Below are 21,051 nucleotides of genomic sequence, written 5' to 3' on the forward strand. Positions count from 1 at the left end.
GTAAGAGAAAGAAAATTTATCATGCGAGGTGACAGCTAATGAAGGCAGATGCCGTATTTGAAGGCGGTGGGGTGAGGGGAATTGCTTTCACAGGAGCTATCCAGGCGATGGAGGAAGAACAGGTAGAGTGGGAAAGGCTTGCCGGGACCTCGGCAGGAGCCGTTATCGCTTCACTTCTGGCCTGCGGCTATAAGAGCTATGAAATTCGTGATTTGCTGAAAGAAATGGATGTCTCAAAATTTAGAGGAAAATCATTCCTGAACTATATTCCGATAGTCGGAAGCCTGTTTGAGCTTATGATTCATTTAGGATTTTACAAGAATGATTACTTGGAAAAATGGGTGGAATCGCTTCTTGCCGCAAAAGGCATCAGGACGTTTGCTGATTTGCCTGAAAATAAATTGAAGATTATTGCTTCTGATGTATCAAATGGTGAAATTCTTATATTGCCAGATGATTTAACAAAGTACAGCATGACCCGAAGCGACTTGAAAATTTCAACAGCTGTCATGATGAGTGCATCCCTTCCATTTTTTTTTCGGCCAGTCATATGGAAATCAAAATCGAGATATAAATCTTATATTTTAGATGGCGGGCTGCTCAGCAACTTTCCCATTTGGATTTTTGATTCAAAAGATGAACCCCGTTTTCCGACGTTTGGCTTTCGGTTTGTAAAGGATGAGATTAAGATGGGTGCGGTGATTCCGACACCTGTTCATCTTTTTAAAAATATCTTTAAAACAATGCTTCAGGCCCATGATCTCAGACATTTGACAGAAGAAACAAAGGGAAGGACGATTCAAATTCCAACTGGAGGCATTACTGCAACAGATTTTGAGCTGACAGATGAAGAAATTGATTTTCTTTATGAATCCGGATATTTATCAGCAAAGGCGTTTTTAGAAGATTGGAATTTTGAGAAATATAAAGAATTACGAAAGAAAAAGAATAAAGTTTAGACCAAAGGAAATAAAAAAAGCCAACAAATCATTTTGATATTTAAGATTTTTTTTGGATTGTAAAAATGCTTCTAAAGGGTGAGTGTCTATAAATTATCATCTAGTGGATGGTACATTCTTTCTATAAATATTTCGATTTACGAAATATTCGTTGCATCTTTTGTCCTGCTTAACGTAAATCGAATGTAAGAATCGAATATCATGAGTATAACAAACTATTCTTAATTTTTTGAAAATAATCAGTCTTTCCTCTATCATTAGATTCATAAGAAAAAGAGGAGGCAGTCCATGAAAAAGGTTCTTAAGAAAAGCTCAATTCCAGTATTATTGACAGCCAGTTTTTTATTAGCCCCTGCAGTCAGTGCAGAAACTCCTTATTACGGAAAGGATTACAGCCAGCCTGAACAGGTACGGCATCTTTTTCCTGAGGTAGAGGCAACGGATGGAACACCTGCATTTGTGAAAGATGAAGAAGCATTTACAACTCAGGAGGAAATGCTTGCTTACATAGAAGAGCTGAAAGGGAAGAGTCCATACGTTTCGGTGAAAAACATCGGCACCTCACAAAATGGCCTTGAAATACCGGCCCTCTATTTTACTAAAGATCAAAAAATCAATCCCAGTTATTTATCACAAAAACCAACTGTGTGGATTCAAAGTCAGATTCACGGCAATGAGCCGGCAAGCGGAGAATCGATTTTAGCGATTGCAAACCGATTGACAGGTGATCTTGGAGACGAGGTATTAGATAAAATTAACGTCATTGTCGTTCCGCGGGTGAATCCGGATGGCTCGTACAATTTTAAACGTCAGCTGCAAAACGGACTTGATGGAAACCGGGACCATGTAAAGCTTGATTCTCCAGAGGTACAGGCTATTCATCATGAATTTAACAAATTTACGCCTGAAGTTGTGATTGATGCGCATGAATACTCCCCGTATACGAGTTCATTTGATCAATTCGGCGAGGACGGGCTGCTAAAGTATCATGACATCCTCCTATTATCGGGAAGAAACTTAAACATTCCTGAAAAAATCCGCGCAATGTCCGACAATCTGTATGTAGACCCGACTTTAAATACTTTAGAAGACATGGGCTTTACAGGTGACCGCTATTATACAACTGGTGTAACAAACGGAGAAATCGACATTCTTGAAGGGGGAACTGAACCCCGCATTGGACGGAACTCGTTTGGCTTGCAGACATCGTTTTCATTTTTAGTAGAGAGCCGCGGAATTGCCATTGGGAGAGAAGATTTCGGCCGCCGTGTTGCCGCTCAAATCGCAACCCACGAGCATATTTTAAGGCAGACCGCAGAGAATGCGAAAAAGGTAAAAACGACAGTTGCCTTAGAACGGGCAAAGCTTGTTAGAAAAGGACTGCTTCCTAATGATAAAGATCCAATCATCATAAACAGCGAAGCTGCTGAGCTTGAAAATCAAACACTTGAAATGATTGATATCGCTTCAGGTACTGTAAAAGATATTCCAGTGAACTATTTCAGCGCAACAGAAGCAGAACCGACGTTAACGAGAGAACGCCCGACAGCCTATGTGCTGAAGCCTGAACAGGCAGAAATTGCTGCCAAGCTTCAGAATCAGGGATTGAAAGGGTTCCAGCTGCCAAAGCAAATGAAGCTGTCAGTTGAAGCTTACGATGTAACGAGCAAAGAGAACACGGAGAAGTATGAAGGCAAACAGCTTGTAGAAGTACAGACAGAGCTTGAAAAGAAAGATGTCGTGTTCCCAAAAGGCACATATGTATTCTTATCTGCACAGCCAGAAAACAACTTGCTGTCACTCTCTTTAGAGCCGGAATCGATTGACAGCTATGTCACATTTGGATACATTCCTTCTGAAGTTGGAAAAGAGCTGCCGGTCTACAGGTTTATGCTTAACGGGAAGAAGCTGAAGTAAGGGGAAAAAACAAAAAAAGCAGCGGGATAAACATTCCCGGCTGCTTTTTCTTATAGTACGATACTAACAATGATCGCAGATAAAATACTTACAAGTGTAGCACCGTAAAGCAGTTTCAATCCAAAGCGGGCAACAACGTTCCCTTGTTTTTCATGAAGTCCTTTAACAGCACCTGCAATGATTCCGATAGAAGAGAAGTTCGCAAAAGATACTAGGAACACAGAGATTATTCCAAGTGTGCGTTCGCTGAAGTTCTCAGAGATTTTTGCCAAATCCATCATCGCAACGAATTCGTTTGTCACTAATTTAGTAGCCATAATTCCGCCGGCAGCAACTGCTTCACTCATAGGAACACCCATAATGAACGCAATTGGTGCAAAAATGTAGCCCAAGATTCCCTGGAATGTAATGCCGAAAATCATATCAAAAATATTGTTTACAGCAGCAATTAAGGCAACGAAGCCGATAAGCATTGCTCCTACGATAATAGCTACTTTAAATCCGTCCATGATATATTCGCCAAGCATTTCGAAGAAAGATTGCTTTTCTTCTTGAATTACCAAGATATCTTCTTCATCTGTAACAGTATAAGGATTGATAATCGATGCGATAATGAATCCGCCGAACAGGTTGATGACGATTGCCGTTACAACATATCTTGGCTCGATCATAGTCATGTAAGCACCAACGATAGACATGGATACGGTTGACATAGCGGATGCACAAAGCGTGTAAAGTCGCTGTGATGTTAATTGGCCCAGCTGTTTTTTTACGGTGATGAATACTTCAGATTGTCCAACAATGGCAGATGCTACAGCGTTATAAGATTCTAATTTACCCATTCCATTGATCTTGCTTAGAACAAGACCGATTCCTTTCATAATAAAAGGAAGAATTTTAAGGTATTGGAAGATGCCAATAAGTGCTGAAATAAAGACGATTGGAAGTAAAACATTCAAGAAGAACGGAGCTTGTCCATCATTGGCAATTCCGCCGAAAACAAAGGAGATCCCTTCGTTTGCATATCCTAATAATTTTCCGAAACCATTCGCAATAGCTGTGATCATGACAAGACCAAATTTAGTATTCAGCAGCAGGAACGTTAAAAGAATTTGAATCACAATCATAAGAGCTACAGGTTTGAATTTAATTTTTTTGCGGTCGCTGCTTGCAACCCATGCTAATCCAAGAACGATTGCAAGACCGAGCAGTGCTATTAGGTATTTCATTTTCTTCACCTCTGAGATATATTTAAAAGCATTTTGAAAAGGAAATCTGTATACGCTTTCATCTAATTCCATAAAAGATAGTCAGCGTCATCTGATGTCTGACCTCTGACGTATTCAACTATAATAGATTTATAGGAACAAATCAACCCTATATTTAAAAAGAATTTTGTTTTATTTATAAGATAGTTTGCTACTCATTTTAAATAATAAACCTTCAAATTTAGGGTAAAAATACTGAACAACAAACCCTAATGTAAGCGTGACGATAAATGTCCCGATTCCTATAGCCCCTTGAAAAATAAAAGCAAGAAGCAGTGCAAATGCTTCACTGATGATTCTTGAGTTTCTTAAGTTCAAGCCAAAACGTGTATGAATGGCTACCATTAATGTATCCATCGGGCTTGCAGGAAATTTAGCCTGCAGATAAATGGCTACTCCGACGCCCATTGAAAGAATGCCGGCGATAAGAGCTGAAGCCTGGAAAAACAGAACAGTTGGTGAATAATGCTTTAAAACAACCAATAGCCAGAAATCAATCAGTGCTCCAATTAAAAGAATACTTGCTGCTGCTAAAAGTTCAGGCTTTTTCTTCAGCAAAAATGCATTAATAAAAATTAAAGCGATTCCATTAATGAAAATACAAGTTCCGACTGTCAGGCCAAACATGTTTGATTCACCTACAGCCAGTGCATCCCAAGAGGAAGCGCCTAAACCTGATTTTATAATTAATGCTACACCCAGTGTTAAAATCAATAATCCTGTAATAAAAAATAAAGCTCTTTCTTTCACTTAAAAATCCCCTCTCAAGCTGACATCTATTGTAATTATTTGGATGTTAGTCATCAGACCTCTTTGAACCGTTTTCATCATACTCAATTCTGCCTGCAAAAGCAATATGAAATTTATTGTAAAGAGAACAAAAAAAAGACGAGAGATTCTAAAATCTCTCGTCCAGTCTGGTTATTTAGATATTGATACAAGTCAAAAATGTTGTGGATAATATAAAATTAGCTGCGGCTATGTCCGGCGCCGAGATCCCCGGCAACCAAGGCGCGTTTTAACTTTTGTGATTAATTCAGCTGTGTCGTTTTAAGAAATTCTTTCGTACGCTCTTCTTGGGGATTCGTAAAAAAGTCATCTGGGTGACCTCTCTCAACAATGCGTCCTTCGTTCATATAAACAATCCAATCGGCCACCTCACGTGCAAATTGCATTTCATGGGTCACGACAACCATCGTCATTCCCTCTACAGCAAGTTCCTTCATGGTAGCTAAAACTTCACCCACAAGCTCCGGATCAAGAGCTGAAGTTGGTTCATCAAAAAGCATAATTTCAGGCTTCATCGCAAGGGCGCGGGCAATGGCCACACGCTGCTTCTGACCGCCGGAGAGCTTGTTGGGATACACATCGGCTTTGTCAGAAAGACCTACTTTTTCAAGCAGGACACGAGCTTCAGAGGCTGCCTGATCTTTCTTCATTTTTTTCACCATTAAAGGTGCTTCCATAATATTTTCAATGACTGTTTTGTGCGGAAATAATTGAAAATGCTGAAACACCATTCCGACTTTTTGGCGAACCTCATTGATGTCATGTGTCGCTTGAGTAATTTCCTCGCCATTAATGATGATTTTCCCATTGTCTTTTTTCTCAAGAAAGTTCAGACATCTGAGCAGGGTGCTTTTTCCAGATCCGCTGGAGCCGATCAGACAAACAACATCGCTCTCATTTACTTTCAAATCAATATCTTTTAATACGTGCAGATCACCGAATGATTTATTCAGCTTTTCAACCTTAATCATTTCTTTCGTTTCCAAAAATCATTACCTCCTTAGCGGTCGCTGATTGACATTTTCTTTTCCAGACCATTAACAATAAGGGTTAAAATGGCCACTAAAATTAAGTAATAAACGGCAACAATTAATAAGAATGTCATTTCATCAAAGTTATTTGAACCGAGTGTGGTCGCCACATTAAAGAGCTCGTTTATAGAAATAAAGGCTGCAAGTGATGAATCCTTCAGCCCGATAATCATCTGGTTTCCAAGCGGCGGAAGAGCGCGTCTGAAAGCCTGGGGCATAATGATCCGTCTCAATGTAAGGCCTCTTGTCATACCAAGAGAGCGGCCTGCTTCCATCTGTCCTTTATCAATGGACTGAATGGTTCCGCGAAATATTTCGGCAATATAGGCTCCATTATGAAAGGCAAGTGCCAGTGATGCAGCCCAGAAATCAGGAATTAGAAAAAGTCCGCTAAAGCCGAAGTACAAGATGAAAATTTGGACAATCAAAGGCGTCCCGCGAACTAAATAAATGTAAGCATCCGAGATAATGCCAAGGACTTTTAATTTCGAAATTTTTAAAAGGGCAAAAAAGAGGCCAATAACAATACCGATTAATATTGAAACAACCGTTAACTGCAGGGTAATAAGCATCGCATCAAAAAAGACGCCCTTGTTCGCAACTAACGAATCGAAAAAATGTGAAAAACTAGGCAAAATGAACAACATCCTTTCTGTGCAATTGGTGGGTTATTCAGGTTTCGTCGTAATGTCTTCTCCGAAGTAGTCAATGCTGATTTTCTTCAGGGTACCGTCCTGTCTGAGTTTTTCCAGCGCTTCATTCACTCTTTTTAAGAGAAGGGGATTATCCTGTGGAATGACAACGGCCTGCTCGCTTCGTTCAATAAGCTGCTGTCCGGCTATGTCAAATCCGCCTTTAGCTGCACTTTTTCCTGTTACAAAATCAGTTATGACCGCGTCATGCCGGCCTGTACTCAGCGCTTTAAGGGCAGTAATATCGCTATCGTACATCTTTATGTTCTTCGTGTATTTTTCTGCGGTTGCAGCATATGTAGAACCTTTGGCTACGGCAACTTCTTTTCCTTCTAAATCTTCTACTGTTTTAATATCACTGTCAGGACGTGTGAAAATCTGAGGACCCGAGTAGTAGTAGGGAGTGGAAAAAGAAACATGCTTTGCACGCTGATCGTTGATGGTATGGCTTGCAACTGCTGCATCTGCTCGGCCGGTTTTCACACCTTCAACGATTCCTTTAAATTTGATCCGCTTTTGAACAGGTTCAAGGCCAAGCTCCTTTGCGATGGCTTCGCCGACAGCAACATCAAACCCGGTCATCGTCATATCATCCTTAACATAGCTGAATGGCTTGAACTCACCTGAAGCCGCGAATACAAATTCATCTTTGTCAATCAGTTCTGCGCCATCTGATAATTTCTCTTTTTCTGCGCAGGCGCTAAGCATGCAGACAAGAAAAAGGGCAGAGAATAAGAGTAATGCTTTTTTTCTCATTGAAGGATCATGGCTCCTTTCTTTTTTTGAAATAGCTCGATTATGGTAAACAGGAAAAAATGCACTAGTTGTATATACCCTAAGTTTCAGGAGAGAAAACCTATCATTTTGTAAAATTAGAAATGATGGGCGAGTGGGAGAGGGGATTGATTCATGAAAAGCAGTATGAAGCACTTATCTGGTGTAGAAACCGCAGTAAGTGCAGCAAATTCAGTTTTGCAGCACTTATTTCGTGTCGGAGCCCATATTAAATGCAGTAAATTCGGTTTTGGAACACTTATTTTGTGTCGGAGCCCATATTAAGTGCAGCAAATTCGGTTTTGGAACACTTATTTTGTGTCGGAGCCCATATTAAGTGCTGTAAATTCGGTTTTGGAACACTTATTTTGTGTCGGAGCTTGCAGTAAGTGCAGCAAATTCAGTTTTGAAGCACTTATATAGTGTCGGAGCCCATATTAAGTGCAGCAAATTCAGTTTTGAAGCACTTATCTGGTGTAGAAGCCCGCAGTAAGTGCAGCAAATTCGGTTATGAAACACTTATCTGGTGTAGAAGCCCGCAGTAAGTGCAGCAAATTCAGTTTTGAAGCACTTATATCGTTTCGGAGCCCATATTAAGTGCAGCAAATTCGGCTATGAAACACTTATCTGGTGTGAAGCCCACATTAAGTGCATCAAATTCAGTTTTGAAGCACTTATCTGGTGTAGAAGCCCGCAGTAAGTGCAGCAAATTCGGCTATGAAACACTTATCTGGTGTGAAGCCCACATTAAGTGCATCAAATTCAGTTTTGAAGCACTTATCTGGTGTAGAAGCCCGCATTAAGTGCAGCAAATTCGGCTATGAAGCTCTTATCTGGTGTAGAAGCCCACATTAAGTGCAGCAAATTCGGTTATGAAACACTTATTTCGTGTTGAAGCCCACATTAAGTGCTGTAAACCGCATTTAAAGGATTCCACTTAAATCGCCTAATTTGAACGCGTTCATTGAGTCGTTTCACAGTATTTTAGAACGGAGTGTTATCAACGAAGTTCACCTTTGAATCTTTTATCGAATAGATGAATTTATTGAATTCTATAATCATCACCGTGACCATGGCAGCTTAAATTATGAAAAGTATTCAAATGGAGATAATTCCTTAGAAAAGGCGATCAAACTATGATCGCCTCAGAAGAAAGGAGAAATATGGTAGTGTGTGTCCAAATAGGCTTTGCTGTAAAAAATCAAAATTCGGCTGGCAGAGCATCCTCCGCATTTTCTAGCCCAACAAAAAAGAAGCAGATCATATCTGCTTCTCAATACATATCATTCCACTCAATTTCGCCTGCTTGCTTCTCGTAGTCAATGTTTACTTTGAAGTCGTGTTTTTCATAAAAATGCACAAGACGGTCAACGTGATCCCAGTCTCGCTTGGCAATGTCGCCCGTGATGTAGGGGATGTTTTGATCCTTCGCAAACTCCTTTAAATAATTCATGCAAATGGATCCGTAGCCCTTATTTGCAGGGCCTTTAATATCTCCGATGTGGATCGCTTTATCGTCATTGTATGTGGCATGAATGGAAAAATCCCAGGTGCCCCGATAAGCAGATTCACAATCATTCAGCATCACCTTGCATGAATCACCGTCATTTTGTGCATAAACCACAACCCATTTATCTTCCTTCGTTTGATCAATTCCGACAACCTGCCACCGCTTTGCAATTTCCTTCAGATTATCCTGCATTCTAAAGAGCTGAAACTGAAGTTCTTCAGCGTCTATGGATGTCTGATCGCTGCGTGTTAATACAGTATTATACATACCTGACTCCTTCCTTAAATAAGATCCGAACGCAAAACACAGTATATAATTTTACTAGATTTTAAAAAGGGAATCAACCGTTTTGCCCGAATTGGGAAGAGTTGCAGATCTGTCTATTTTTATGAAAAAAAGCACCCGCATTCAAGCAGGTGCCATACCTTTATTCTTCTTCACTATCATAAATAAGATGGTCAAAGCTGTTATTATTAATGGCGTTGAGCTTCTCAATTTTATAAATTAAAAATTGATGGTCGTCACCGTACAGATCAAGTTTATTTGCTGCTTTATACTCCCGAAGCGCAGTCCGTGCTTTAGTTTCTTCAGTGAAAATCCCGACAACATTCGAAGCTTCTCCGCAGTCAGAACAGCCAATATCCACTACTACGTAATACATCTGATCACCTTCTAGTTTTGGTTCTTGCATTCATTTTCTCATGAGGCTCTTTTGAAAACAAGAAATCGGCACAAAAAGAACCGGCAGACTGATGCCGGCTGCTGGTTCCCTATACTTCTAATGTTTGCGGTGACTCTTGTCCGCTGTTCATTAATCTGATTTTATTTGGCTTGATCGCAAGAACGATATAATCAGGATCATTTGGTCCTTCAAACCAGTTTTTCATTTGATCATTCCAGATCTTTTCTTTTAATCGCTGATCTTCGCTGATGCTTGCCTTGCCTTCAAACTCAATATATTCATCTCCAAAACCTTCGCCTTCATAACCGAGCAGGATATGGACATTGGGATTTTCACCGATTTCTTCTGCTTTATGAGTGTTCTTATTTGTTGGTGTATAAAGCATTAATTCATCATTAAAGAATGTCATATAGCGGGAATGGGGCTTATTATCCACTACAGTAGAAAGCGTGCCGACCTTATGCTTTTTCAATATATCTAATACTTCTTTGTTTAATTTCTGCTTATCCAAGTGAAACATCTCCTTTTAGTAGGTGTTAGTGTATATATTCCTTTTTATTAGCAGATTAAAACATTGGAAGGTGCCAGCAGTTCATGAAAAACCGTATTGTTAAAAATAGCCACTAAGTGTAAAATGTAACTAAATAACACATTTTTCTAATTGGCGGTGGAACTATTAAAAAGAGATATTTAATGCTCCTCACTCTCGGATTTATCATTGTTTTTACATGTTCACTAAAAGCGGCTTCAGAAGAAGAAAAAAATGATCCGTTAATCATGACAGATGTCAGCGGTTTAATGCCAATAAAAATTGATAAGGTCATAAAAGGAAAAGAGATTGAGTCATTCAAAAAAGCAATCAAAGAAGCAAGAGAGACGAATAAGAAAATTTCAATTGCGGGAAAGCAGCACAGTCAGGGAGGACATACTTATTACAAAGATGCAATCGTGCTTGATATGACTTCCTACAATAAGATTTTGGACTTTGATAAAGAGAATAAGACGATAACTGTTCAAAGCGGGGCGACTTGGGACGATATTCAGCGTTACGTCAATCCGCATGGACTTGCAGTCAAAGTCATGCAGTCTCAAAATATTTTCACGGTGGGAGGCTCGATGAGCGTGAATGTACATGGACGGGATATCCGCCATGGTTCTCTAATTGACAGTATTCAGTCCTTTCGATTGCTGAACGCCGATGGAGAAATTGTACGGGTCAGCAGAACAGAAAACGAAAAACTATTCCCGCTTGTCATAGGCGGATACGGATTGTTTGGAGTGATTTTAGACGCAGAAATCAGTTTAACGGTTGATGAGCTCTATGAAATGAAAACAAAAGCTCTCGATTACAAAGAATATGCCGATTATTTTAAACAGGCAGTCAGAGGCAATGAAAAGGTCAGGATGCATCTTGCCAGATTATCCACTGCACCTGACACTTTTTTGAGCGAAATGTATGTGACGAACTATGAGCTTGCAGGTGATCAGGGGGCTCGTACAGAATATGATGAACTAAGTGAAGAAAAGAATGTTGCGCTCATGAAATTCCTGCTTGGTTTATCAAGAAACTACGATTGGGGAAAAAATGTTTTTTGGAATGCCCAAAAGTCATATTTTTTAAAAAAAGAAGATTCCTATATTACAAGAAATAATGTGATGCGGTCAGAGTCTGAGTTTCTGGAGTATGAACATGAAACAAATACGGATATTCTTCAGGAATACTTTGTCCCGGTTGATGCATTTCCTGACTATGTGGACAGTCTGCGGAAGACATTGACTGAGGAAGAGCTGAATCTATTTAATATGACCATTCGCTACGTAGATCACAATGAAGATGCTGTTTTGTCCTACAGCCGAGATGAAATGTTTGCCTTCGTTTTATTAATCAATCAGGGTTTGTCTGATGATGAAATAAAGAAGACCAGAAACGTGATCCGCAAGATGATTGATGTCACCCTTTCTTTTGGCGGCACATATTATTTGCCTTATCAGCCTTATCCGACTAAGGAGCAAATGAAGCGTGCGTATCCAAGAACAGATGAGTTTTTCGGACTGAAGCGAACATATGACGAAAAGGAAATTTTTATGAATTACTTTTATGAGGAGTATGGCCGCGATGAAAAATGATTCGTTCAGAAGATTTGTTGCGGCTCAGAGCACCCTGTTTTTTGCGGGCAATTTCATCTTCCCATTCTATATTTTGTTTATAAAAAATGTAGGGTCCTCTTTTTCACAGTTCGGCATATCGTATGGATTATTTGGTCTCTCAGCAGCGCTTGTTCATCCGCTTCTAGGCCGTTTGTCAGGAAAAATAAGCGACAAAGTGATGTTAGCGGTTTCTTCTTTCGGAATGGCTTTGATTCTTTTGTATTACCCGCACATGGGAACGATTGAAGAAGTATATGTATGTCAAATGATCATGGGTATCTTTGGCGCGATGCAGAAGCATGGGGAAAAAATGCTGTTGACGCAGTGGACGACGGAAGAAAAACGCGGCATGCAAGTTGGAAACTATCATTTTTTCACATCGCTTATGTCAGCGGCTGCGATCATGGGAGGCGGATTTTTAGCTCAGTACTTTACTGTAACATTTCTTTTTTTCATTGCCTCATCCGTCTACTTTATTGGCGGAGTCAGCGTTTTAAGAATATCAGATTCATACTTTGATAAGGAACAGAAGGTGCCGTACCATGCAGATTCAGCTCCATCCCATAACGAAGCATAATTGGGAAACATGTATATCGCTTAAGGTTCAAAAAGAGCAAGAGAGGTTTGTTGCGAGTAACCTGTATTCCCTGGCAGAATCAAGATTTGAAACCACCTTTTTGCCGCTGGGCCTTTATGCGGGAAATAAAATGATCGGCTTTGCGATGATCGGAAAGGATCCTAAAGATGGGGTGTACTGGCTGGTTCGGTTTATGGTTGATCAAGCCCATCAAGGAAAAGGGTATGGCTTTGCAGCTTTGCAGATTGTGCTCAGTTTTATGAAATCACGGTATGATGTCAGCCCATTTCTTTTACTTGGAGTCAATCCTGAGAATGGTCAGGCGATAAGGCTTTATCAAAAAGCCGGTTTTATTCATACAGGTAAAGTAGAAAACGGCGAGGCCATTTACCGGTTGGGTATATATTAAAGAAAGAGTGCCGCACGAAAGTTGTGCCGGCACTTTTTAAGGTGTTGAAAGGAAGGGATTTTGCTTCGTCAGTTCTCTGAAAAAGCCAGTTTCGTCCTTAGGCAGTGAGACAAGTGCAAATCTCGTGGAGAATTGAGGTCTGGGTCCAATCGGCTTTGCAAAAATGATCTCAAGTCTTTTCAGCGTCCAGGCGGGAGAAGAGAGCGGGTTATTTGAATAGCGGATTTCCTTAATATCCCTTAGAGGTATTTCTTTTTTTATTAATCCGAAGACGATAATCAATTTTTGATTTTCAATAACAAAGTAGGATTTTATTAATGCATGGGCTAAAAAAGCTGAAAGCAAAAAAGGGATAATCAGGGATGGAAGGGATTCAGACCGGAAAAGCAGAAAAAATGGCAGAATGATCAGAAACAGCACAATGGCAACAAGAATCGGATTTTTCTTAACTTGAAAGATCATATATAAAGTCCCCTTTCAAGAATTATTTTAGCACATTTTTCCTTTTTTCTGAAGGTATTGTTATCTAGTTTTCATACCATACTAAATTCCCTATAGAGTGAAATCAGGAAAAATAAGGATAGGACGAACGGACTAATATTCAGATAATTCTGACGTATTGCTTGATTCTCTATTTTCTTTTACATATGGTAGAGATGAGATTCTGCTTATAAGGAGGAAGGTTATGAAAAGAAGGTTGAGTGTTTTCCTGATTGCGATCTTGCTTGCTGGAGGATTTCCGGTCAGTACAGAGGCTAAGAAGCCGGAAAAGAAAGAGGAATACAGTCAGGTCGATGTTGGACGGGACGGCATGGTGACAACGGCCCATCCGCTGGCATCTAAAATTGGAGCTGATGTTCTTAAAAAGGGCGGAAATGCGATTGATGCAGCTGTTGCGATTCAATATGCGCTGAATGTGACAGAGCCGATGATGTCCGGAATTGGCGGCGGCGGTTTTATGATGGTGTATGACGGCAAAACAGAAGAAACAACGATTATTAACAGCCGCGAGCGGGCGCCTGCAGGAGCGGCGCCAGATATGTTTCTCGATGAAAACGGAGTTCCGATTCCTTTTTCAGAACGATACAAAGGCGGAACTGCAGTTGGAGTGCCAGGGACGCTGAAGGGATTGGAAACGGCTCTGGACATGTGGGGCACGCGATCAATGAAGGAACTGATCAGTCCTTCGATTCAACTCGCTGAAAAGGGTTTTAAAATTGATTCGGTTTTAGCAGCAGCGATTTCAGACAATGCTGATACGTTATCCGCTACTGCTGCAAAGGACGTCTTCCTTCCAAAAGGTACACCGATAAAAGAAGGGGACAAGCTTGTTCAAAAAGACTTGGCGAAAACCTTTAAACTGATTCGTTCAAAAGGAACGGATGCGTTCTACAAAGGTGAAATCGGGCAAGCTCTTGCCGGCACCGTACAGGATTTTGGAGGCTCCATGACGCCGGATGATTTGAAGCGATATAATGTCACAATTGATGAACCAATTTGGGGTGAGTATCAGGGGTATAAAATTGCAAGCATGCCGCCTCCAAGCTCAGGCGGAGTTTTCTTGCTGCAGATGCTGAAGATCCTCGATGATTTCAATTTGTCTCAATATGACGTGCGTTCGGCTGAGAAATATCATTTACTGGCAGAGGCCATGCATCTTGCCTATGCTGACCGTGCAGCCTATGCCGGTGATCCTGAATTCGTAGATGTGCCAGTAGATGGACTGCTCCATCCGGATTACATTGCCAAAAGACAGCAGATGATCAGTCTTGATAAAGTTAATCCAAATCCTCAAGCGGGTGATCCGTGGAGGTACGAAGAAGGTACTGCCGACTATGAACAAACAGTGCAGCCAAATGATAGGAAGTACGGAGAAACGACTCACTTCAGCGTGACAGATAAATGGGGAAATGTCGTCTCTTATACAACAACCATTGAGCAGGTTTTTGGAACCGGCATAATGGTTCCAGGATATGGTTTAATGCTGAACAATGAACTCACTGACTTTGACGCTGTTCCGGGCGGAGCCAATGAAGTTCAGCCTAATAAACGTCCCCTCAGCAGTATGACTCCAACCATTGTATTTGAAGATGATAAACCTGTTTTAACTGTCGGATCTCCTGGAGGACCAACGATTATCACATCCGTGCTTCAAACGATTCTTCACACTATCGAATATGATATGGAACTAAAAGCAGCAGTTGAAGAACCTAGGATCTATACGAATAATCTGAATTCGTATCGGTTTGAAAACGGCATCTCTTCAGACCTCATCGCTCGCTTAAATCAAATGGGTCACCGGTTTGGCATAAACCCTGTTGTCATTGGCAACGTGCAAAGCATCCTGATTGATAACGAAAAAGGAACATTTAAAGGAGTAGCCGACTCAAGCAGAAATGGCGCTGCAATCGGCGTTGATCTGAAAACGAAGAAAGATAAGTAAGAGAATGCAGCACCCTATTGGAGAGGGTGCTGTTTTTTTGTTTTCAAGTTAACTTAGGATTTTGCGGAAGTTCACAATTTTACGGAATTAATTCGAAATGTATGGGAATTATTTCTAAAAGTCTCGGAATTAAATTCAAAAGTCTCGGAATAAAGGGGTAAAGTCTCAGAATTGTTTTGGAAAATCAATAAGTCTGGGAATAGAGGTAGATAATTTCGGAATTGCGTGGTAAGATCATCCTTTATTTTAAAGGATTTAAAGCAACTCGGAGACTTTGCCGGCTAGTAGTATTATTTCAAGAATCTAGCATATTTTAAATATAACATTTGATTTATGCTCAAAAATGGTTTGAATTGTAAAAAAAAAACAGATTAACTGGTATAGATAACTAGTTGAATCCGTGGTATAGTGAAATTGAAAACGAATACAAGGAGTCGTCTTCATCAAGTAAATCTAAATCCTTTATTATCCTATACTTTATTTTGGAGGAATGTAAAATGATGAAATATCTACAGAAAATCGGCCGTTCATTGATGCTGCCTGTAGCAGTATTGCCGGCTGCGGCGATTCTGATGGGAATCGGTTATTGGATCGATCCTGCAGGCTGGGGAGCAGGGAATCCGATCGCAGCATTTTTAATAAAAGCCGGATCTTCTATTATTGACAATATGGCGATTCTTTTTGCAGTTGGAGTAGCACTTGGAATGTCAAAAGAAAAAGATGGTTCTGCCGCTATGAGTGGTTTGGTGGCTTACTTGGTTATCACAACGCTGCTTTCAACAGACTCAGTAGCGATGCTTCAAGGGGTTGACCCGGAAAATGTCAACGCTGCTTTTGCTAAAATCGGAAATCAATTTGTTGGGATTCTTTCAGGTATCGTAGCATCCATTATGTACAACCGTTTTAGTCATGTACAATTGCCGGCTGCATTATCTTTCTTTAGTGGAAAACGTTTAGTTCCTATCATGACAGCTGTTTCTATGTTGCTGGTTTCAGTAGTATTGTTCTTCGCATGGCCTGTAATCTTTACTGGATTAGTTGCTTTTGGAACATGGATCAGTAAATTAGGATTTATTGGTGCAGGATTATATGGTTTCTTCAATAGAATTTTAATTCCTACTGGGCTGCATCATGCTTTAAACTCAGTGTTCTGGTTTGATGTCGCTGGAATTAATGACATTGGTAATTTCTGGGCAGGAACTGGAACTAAGGGAATTACAGGAATGTATCAAGCTGGGTTCTTCCCAATTATGATGTTTGGTTTACCAGCCGCAGCGTTAGCAATGTATCATACTGCAAAAACGAAAAGAAAAAAACAGACGGCATCGTTGATGTTAGCTGCAGGTTTTGCTTCATTCTTTACTGGGGTAACAGAACCGCTTGAATTTGCATTCATGTTTTTAGCTCCGGCACTTTATGTTGTCCATGCAGCCTTAACAGGTCTTTCATTAGCTGTTGCAGCATTTTTCCATTGGACAGCAGGATTTGGTTTTAGTGCAGGATTTGTTGACTTTGTATTAAGTTCAAGATTACCGTTAGCTAATCAGCCTTATATGTTGCTTCTGCAAGGACTTGTGGTAGCGGTCATTTATTATGTATTATTCAGATTCTTAATTACAAAATTCAATTTGGCAACGCCTGGAAGAGAAGAAGATACAGATGAAGGTACAGTAAGCAGTGATTCATCTCACATAGAAGGCTCTAAGTTTGCAGTAATGGCTGCCAAGATCTATGATGGCCTGGGCGGAGACGCAAATGTAACGTCTGTAGACAACTGCGTGACTCGCTTAAGAATTGAAGTGAAAGATATGAATGCAGTAGATCAGAAAAAGATTAAAGATACGGGTGTACCGGGAATTAATATTGTCGGAAAAAACAGCATTCAGGTAATCGTGGGTACACAAGTACAGTTTGTAGCTGATGAAATGGAAAAAATAAGAAAATAATTGAGAATAGATGTTTAAACTGAATATTATTCAATAAAGCTATTCGTTTTAAAGTGTAATTATTTTCTCTAAACATAAACTCCCTCCAATGACAATTGCTTGCTTAAATCATAGGAGGGAGTTTTAACTTCCAATCCATATAATACAAGTGATCTCAAGATACTGGTATAGACAACTAGCTGAATGGGTGTTATAGTAAGTCTGAGAATAGATGCAAGGAGCTGTAACCATGCCGAAAACCTATATAACAAACGCAAAATTATATACAGGTGAAGTCGTTTACCAGAACGGTTTTATCCTCATTGAAAACGATAAAATTATTGAAGCTGGGGACTTAGCTGAAATGACTGAACCTAAACCTAAAGATAAGGTGATAAATCTTAGAGGCAGTGCTTCCATTTTGCCGGGTTTTATTGACATTCATATCCACGGTGCAGATGGTGCAGATGTGATGGATGCGACAAAAGAAGCGATTTTAACGATGAGCAGAGCTCTTCCGAAAGAAGGGACAACGAGTTATCTCGCAACAACGATGACTGCAGATCGAGGAGAGATTACGGATGCCCTGAAGAATGCAGCTGATTATATCAAATATGAAAATAATGAAGGAGCAGAAGTGCTTGGTATTCACTTAGAAGGTCCTTTTCTGAATCCAAAGCGTGCAGGTGCCCAGGCTCCAGGCAATATCATTGAACCATCATTCGAACTTTTTAATAAATGGCTGGAAGAAGCAGAAAATTATATTAAGCTGGTCACACTTGCACCAGAACGCAAGAATGGATATGAACTGGCCCGGCATTTAACATCTGCGGGCATAACGGCCTCAATTGGCCATAGTGATGCCGTCTATTCAGAAGTTGAAAAGGCTGTCGAAAGCGGCGTGAAGCATGCCACACATCTGTTCAATGGAATGAGAGGTATTCACCACAGGGAACCAGGTGTAGCAGGTACTGTGCTAATGATGGATGAAGTGAAAACAGAAATGATTGTGGATGGTATTCACATTGCCCCTGAAATGGTGAAGTTTGCTTATAAAGTAAAAGGCAGTGAGGGAACTATATTAATTACAGATGCGATGAGAGCTAAAGGTCTTGGAGCAGGCAAATATGACCTTGGCGGGCAAGAAGTAACGGTTGATGCGGACAGGGCGACGCTTGCTGATGGTACTCTTGCAGGAAGTATTTTGACATTTAGAGACGCTGCAGTGAACATGATGAATTATTCAGGCTGTTCACTAGAAGAGATTGTAAAAATGTCTTCCGTTAATCCTGCTAAACAAATCGGCGTTTATGACCGCAAAGGTAGTCTATCAATCGGAAAAGATGCTGACATCGTCGTACTCGATGAAAATTATGAAGTGCTGATGACGTTTTGCAGAGGCAAAATCTCTTTTACAGGAAGTGTTGAACAATGAAGCTAATTGAAGCAAAAGATTATCACGAAATGAGTATGCTCGCAGCAGGGGTTATATTGGCTCAAATCAAGTCAAAACCTGATTCTGTGCTTGGTTTGGCAACTGGCGGGACTGTACTTGGCACCTATCAGCAGCTGATTTTAGATCATCAGCAAAACAAAACAGCCTATCAGCATATTAAAACGTTCAATCTTGATGAATATGCAGGCTTATCAAAACAAGATGAAAACAGCTATCATGCATATATGAAGAAACACTTTTTTGATGAGGTCAATATTCCTTCTTCTCAAACCTTTCTTCCAAACGGGGAAGCACATGATATGGAAGCGGAATGTAAGAATTATGATCGAAAAATTGAGGAATTTGGCGGAATCGATCTTCAGCTTCTTGGCATCGGTCAAAATGGGCACATTGGATTTAACGAACCGGGAAGTTCTTTTGAATCGAATACTCATTTGGTTGCTTTGGAACAGTCAACCCGCCAGGCAAATGCCCGCTACTTTGATTCAATTGAAGATGTACCAACTCATGCAGTAACAATGGGGATCGCTACAATTATGAAAAGCAAAAAAGTGCTGCTTCTCGCTTCAGGATTGCAAAAATCATCTATTTTATATGATCTGTTTCATTCAGATGTTACAAGCTCCATACCGGCAACGATTTTAAGAAATCATCCGGATACAATCATCATTGCTGATCAAGAAGCATTGTCAAAATTGCATCAAGATGAAAGGAAGATGTTTGCCAAATGATTCAAAAGAATTCTCCGCTCCCAATTTATTATCAGCTTGAAGAAGGAATAAAAGAAGCCATTCAACAACAAGAATTAATACCTGGTGAAATGATTCCTTCAGAAAGAGAATACGCTGAAAAGTATGGAATAAGCAGGATGACGGTGAGACAGGCTCTTTCGAATCTGGTGAATGACGGCTATTTATACCGGCAGCGTGGAAAAGGGACCTTCGTTGCCCATCAAAAAATTGAGCAGCCTCTTCAGGGCTTAACAAGCTTTTCAGAAGATATGCGTTCGAGAGGACTTGAACCGAGCACTCGCGTCATCAGTTTTACTGAAGTTGAAGCCAGTCATGATCTTGCTGCCAAGCTTGAGGTTGAAGCAGGGGCTCTACTCTTTGAATTGAAACGTGTGAGGCTTGCTGATCAGCTTCCAATGGCGTATGAAATGCTATATATATCAAAAGAGCTTGCACAAGGACTAACGAAGGAAATAGCAGTGAACTCCATTTATGATTATGTAGAAAATAAGCTTGGATTAAAGATACAGCATGGAAGACAAGTGCTGGAAGCCTCCATTGCCAGAAAAACGGAGGCTGAGATGCTTGAAGTTGCTGAAGGCGCACCAGTACTGCTGATTGAACGGAGAACCACGCTTGATACAAACAAACCGTTTGAGCTCGTCAGGTCCGTCTATCGCGCAGATCGCTATAAATTCACAATTGATATGGAGCGATTATAATGGTGCGTAAACCAACCGAAGAGAGAAATGAGAGAACTTCGCTTATTGATGAAATGGATTCCCTTCAGATTGTGGAAATGATGCACAAAGAAGATTCAGCAATAACGGCGGCAGTAAATGAAGCATTGCCGCAAATTGCAAAAGCTGTTGATGCGGTCGTGAAGCGATGGAATAAGGGAGGAAGAGTCTTTGTAATTGGTGCGGGAACAAGCGGCAGAGTCGGAATGCTTGATGCAGTGGAGCTTGGCCCAACCTTTTCAGTAGAAACCGGCAGATGGACTGCCATTGTATCTGGCGGAAATGAAGCGATGTGGCAGCCGCTTGAAGAGACTGAAGATGATGAAAGCGTTATTCGCAATGAGCTTCAATCCTATCAGTTAAACACATCTGATTGTGTAATTGGACTTACGGCCAGCGGTTCCACACCGTTTGTTAAAAGCGGTCTGTCTTATGCAAAAGAAGTTGGAGGATGCACAATTTCCATCAGCAACAATAAACATACTGACGTTTCCAAAATAAGTGATGTCTCAGTTGAATTGTCAACTGGTCCTGAAGTCATTAGAGGTTCCACAAGGCTGAAAGCGGGCACAGCCCAGAAAATAGCGCTTAATATGATATCTACTGCCGTGATGATCCGGCTCGGAAAAGTGTATCAAAATGAAATGGTGGATATGAAACTCATTAATTTGAAGCTGAAAAAGCGGGCTGAAAATATATTAATGGATTTGACCGGAATTAATGCTGAGGCAGCTGAATCTGCCATGCATCAAACACATTACAATTTAAAAGAAGCGATCTTTATGACTGTAACTCAATCTTCACATGAACAAGCTGCAGTTTCTATAGAACGGGCTGAAGGGAAACTGAAACAGGCGATACAGTATTTTTTCGATAAAGATAAAAAGTAGAGGAAATCATTCCTTAACAGTTTTAAGTCATTTACAAAAGATTTAAAATTAGGCTACTGTCTTCGTCTTAAACATGAACATTTCGGTAAGCTTGATTATGGTACAAACAG

At 40.4% G+C, this 21,051-nt stretch carries 20 protein-coding genes; 11 read left to right on the top strand and 9 right to left on the bottom strand.

Features of this window, described 5'->3' with window-relative positions:
- Nucleotides 1–38: 38 nt before the first annotated feature.
- Complete coding sequence (locus tag K8L98_RS08280) at nt 39–959, top strand: patatin-like phospholipase family protein (RefSeq protein WP_223441127.1); 921 nt, start codon at nt 39–41, stop codon at nt 957–959.
- Between the two features lie 288 nt (nt 960–1,247).
- Complete coding sequence (locus K8L98_RS08285) at nt 1,248–2,876, top strand: M14 family metallopeptidase (protein WP_223441129.1); 1,629 nt, start codon at nt 1,248–1,250, stop codon at nt 2,874–2,876.
- Between the two features lie 50 nt (nt 2,877–2,926).
- Here K8L98_RS08285 and K8L98_RS08290 read toward each other — a convergent pair whose 3' ends face one another.
- The 8 genes from K8L98_RS08290 to K8L98_RS08325 form a co-directional block, all read right to left on the bottom strand.
- Nucleotides 2,927–4,105: a NupC/NupG family nucleoside CNT transporter gene (locus K8L98_RS08290; RefSeq protein WP_223441131.1), complete on the bottom strand. Its 1,179-nt coding sequence runs from the start codon at nt 4,103–4,105 to the stop codon at nt 2,927–2,929.
- 171 nt (nt 4,106–4,276) lie between these two features.
- A complete protein-coding gene (locus K8L98_RS08295; RefSeq protein ID WP_223441133.1) occupies nt 4,277–4,894 on the bottom strand; it encodes a YczE/YyaS/YitT family protein in 618 nt (205 codons plus the stop codon).
- A 281-nt stretch (nt 4,895–5,175) separates the two neighbouring features.
- Complete coding sequence (locus K8L98_RS08300) at nt 5,176–5,904, bottom strand: amino acid ABC transporter ATP-binding protein (protein WP_223443271.1); 729 nt, start codon at nt 5,902–5,904, stop codon at nt 5,176–5,178.
- Between the two features lie 29 nt (nt 5,905–5,933).
- On the bottom strand, nt 5,934–6,599 hold the full coding sequence (locus K8L98_RS08305) for an amino acid ABC transporter permease (protein WP_223441136.1): 666 nt from the start codon (nt 6,597–6,599) through the stop codon (nt 5,934–5,936).
- Nucleotides 6,600–6,632: 33 nt separating this feature from the next.
- Nucleotides 6,633–7,412, bottom strand: a complete 780-nt coding sequence (locus K8L98_RS08310; RefSeq protein ID WP_223441138.1) for a transporter substrate-binding domain-containing protein — start codon at nt 7,410–7,412, stop codon at nt 6,633–6,635.
- A 1,291-nt stretch (nt 7,413–8,703) separates the two neighbouring features.
- A complete protein-coding gene (locus tag K8L98_RS08315) occupies nt 8,704–9,207 on the bottom strand; it encodes a GNAT family protein (protein ID WP_223441141.1) in 504 nt (167 codons plus the stop codon).
- A gap of 160 nt (nt 9,208–9,367) precedes the next feature.
- Nucleotides 9,368–9,631, bottom strand: coding sequence for a hypothetical protein (locus tag K8L98_RS08320; protein WP_223441143.1), 264 nt, complete (start codon nt 9,629–9,631; stop codon nt 9,368–9,370).
- 79 nt (nt 9,632–9,710) lie between these two features.
- On the bottom strand, nt 9,711–10,142 hold the full coding sequence (locus K8L98_RS08325; RefSeq protein WP_420828835.1) for a pyridoxamine 5'-phosphate oxidase family protein: 432 nt from the start codon (nt 10,140–10,142) through the stop codon (nt 9,711–9,713).
- Between the two features lie 173 nt (nt 10,143–10,315).
- On the opposite strand from K8L98_RS08325, the gene K8L98_RS08330 reads away from it, so the two are divergent.
- Genes K8L98_RS08330 through K8L98_RS08340 form a run of 3 tightly spaced genes read left to right on the top strand, consistent with a single transcriptional unit; the run spans nt 10,316 to nt 12,756 of the window.
- The gene (locus K8L98_RS08330) at nt 10,316–11,749 is read left to right on the top strand and encodes an FAD-binding oxidoreductase (protein ID WP_223441147.1); all 1,434 of its coding nucleotides are present in this window, start codon (nt 10,316–10,318) and stop codon (nt 11,747–11,749) included.
- Nucleotides 11,739–12,347, top strand: coding sequence for an MFS transporter (locus K8L98_RS08335; RefSeq protein ID WP_223441149.1), 609 nt, complete (start codon nt 11,739–11,741; stop codon nt 12,345–12,347). The genes K8L98_RS08330 and K8L98_RS08335 overlap by 11 nt, the downstream gene beginning before the upstream one ends.
- Nucleotides 12,313–12,756 carry a GNAT family N-acetyltransferase gene (locus tag K8L98_RS08340; protein WP_223441151.1) on the top strand — a complete coding sequence of 148 codons (444 nt, stop codon included), beginning with the start codon at nt 12,313–12,315 and terminating at the stop codon, nt 12,754–12,756. Before K8L98_RS08335 ends, K8L98_RS08340 begins: the two co-directional genes overlap by 35 nt.
- Nucleotides 12,757–12,792: 36 nt before the next feature.
- Here the strand turns inward: K8L98_RS08340 and K8L98_RS08345 are convergent, their stop codons facing one another.
- Nucleotides 12,793–13,218, bottom strand: a complete 426-nt coding sequence (locus tag K8L98_RS08345) for a PH domain-containing protein (RefSeq protein ID WP_223441153.1) — start codon at nt 13,216–13,218, stop codon at nt 12,793–12,795.
- Nucleotides 13,219–13,441: 223 nt separating this feature from the next.
- On the opposite strand from K8L98_RS08345, the gene ggt reads away from it, so the two are divergent.
- The 6 genes from ggt (at nt 13,442) to murQ (ending at nt 20,941) form a co-directional block, all read left to right on the top strand.
- Nucleotides 13,442–15,199 (top strand): gamma-glutamyltransferase, encoded by a 1,758-nt coding sequence (gene ggt, locus K8L98_RS08350; RefSeq protein WP_223441157.1) that lies wholly within the window; start codon nt 13,442–13,444, stop codon nt 15,197–15,199.
- Between the two features lie 497 nt (nt 15,200–15,696).
- Entirely contained in the window at nt 15,697–17,145 is a 1,449-nt protein-coding gene (gene nagE / locus K8L98_RS08355) for an N-acetylglucosamine-specific PTS transporter subunit IIBC (protein ID WP_223441160.1), read from the top strand.
- 229 nt (nt 17,146–17,374) lie between these two features.
- Nucleotides 17,375–18,559: an N-acetylglucosamine-6-phosphate deacetylase gene (nagA, locus tag K8L98_RS08360; protein ID WP_223441162.1), complete on the top strand. Its 1,185-nt coding sequence runs from the start codon at nt 17,375–17,377 to the stop codon at nt 18,557–18,559.
- Nucleotides 18,556–19,311 (top strand): glucosamine-6-phosphate deaminase, encoded by a 756-nt coding sequence (nagB, locus tag K8L98_RS08365; protein ID WP_223441164.1) that lies wholly within the window; start codon nt 18,556–18,558, stop codon nt 19,309–19,311. The genes nagA and nagB overlap by 4 nt, the downstream gene beginning before the upstream one ends.
- Nucleotides 19,308–20,033 (top strand): GntR family transcriptional regulator, encoded by a 726-nt coding sequence (locus K8L98_RS08370; RefSeq protein ID WP_223441166.1) that lies wholly within the window; start codon nt 19,308–19,310, stop codon nt 20,031–20,033. Before nagB ends, K8L98_RS08370 begins: the two co-directional genes overlap by 4 nt.
- Nucleotides 20,033–20,941 carry an N-acetylmuramic acid 6-phosphate etherase gene (murQ, locus tag K8L98_RS08375; RefSeq protein ID WP_223441167.1) on the top strand — a complete coding sequence of 303 codons (909 nt, stop codon included), beginning with the start codon at nt 20,033–20,035 and terminating at the stop codon, nt 20,939–20,941. The genes K8L98_RS08370 and murQ overlap by 1 nt, the downstream gene beginning before the upstream one ends.
- Nucleotides 20,942–21,051: the final 110 nt, after the last annotated feature.

Origin of the sequence: Metabacillus dongyingensis, from assembly GCF_019933155.2 — a bacterium.
GTDB lineage: Bacteria > Bacillota > Bacilli > Bacillales > Bacillaceae > Bacillus_P > Bacillus_P dongyingensis.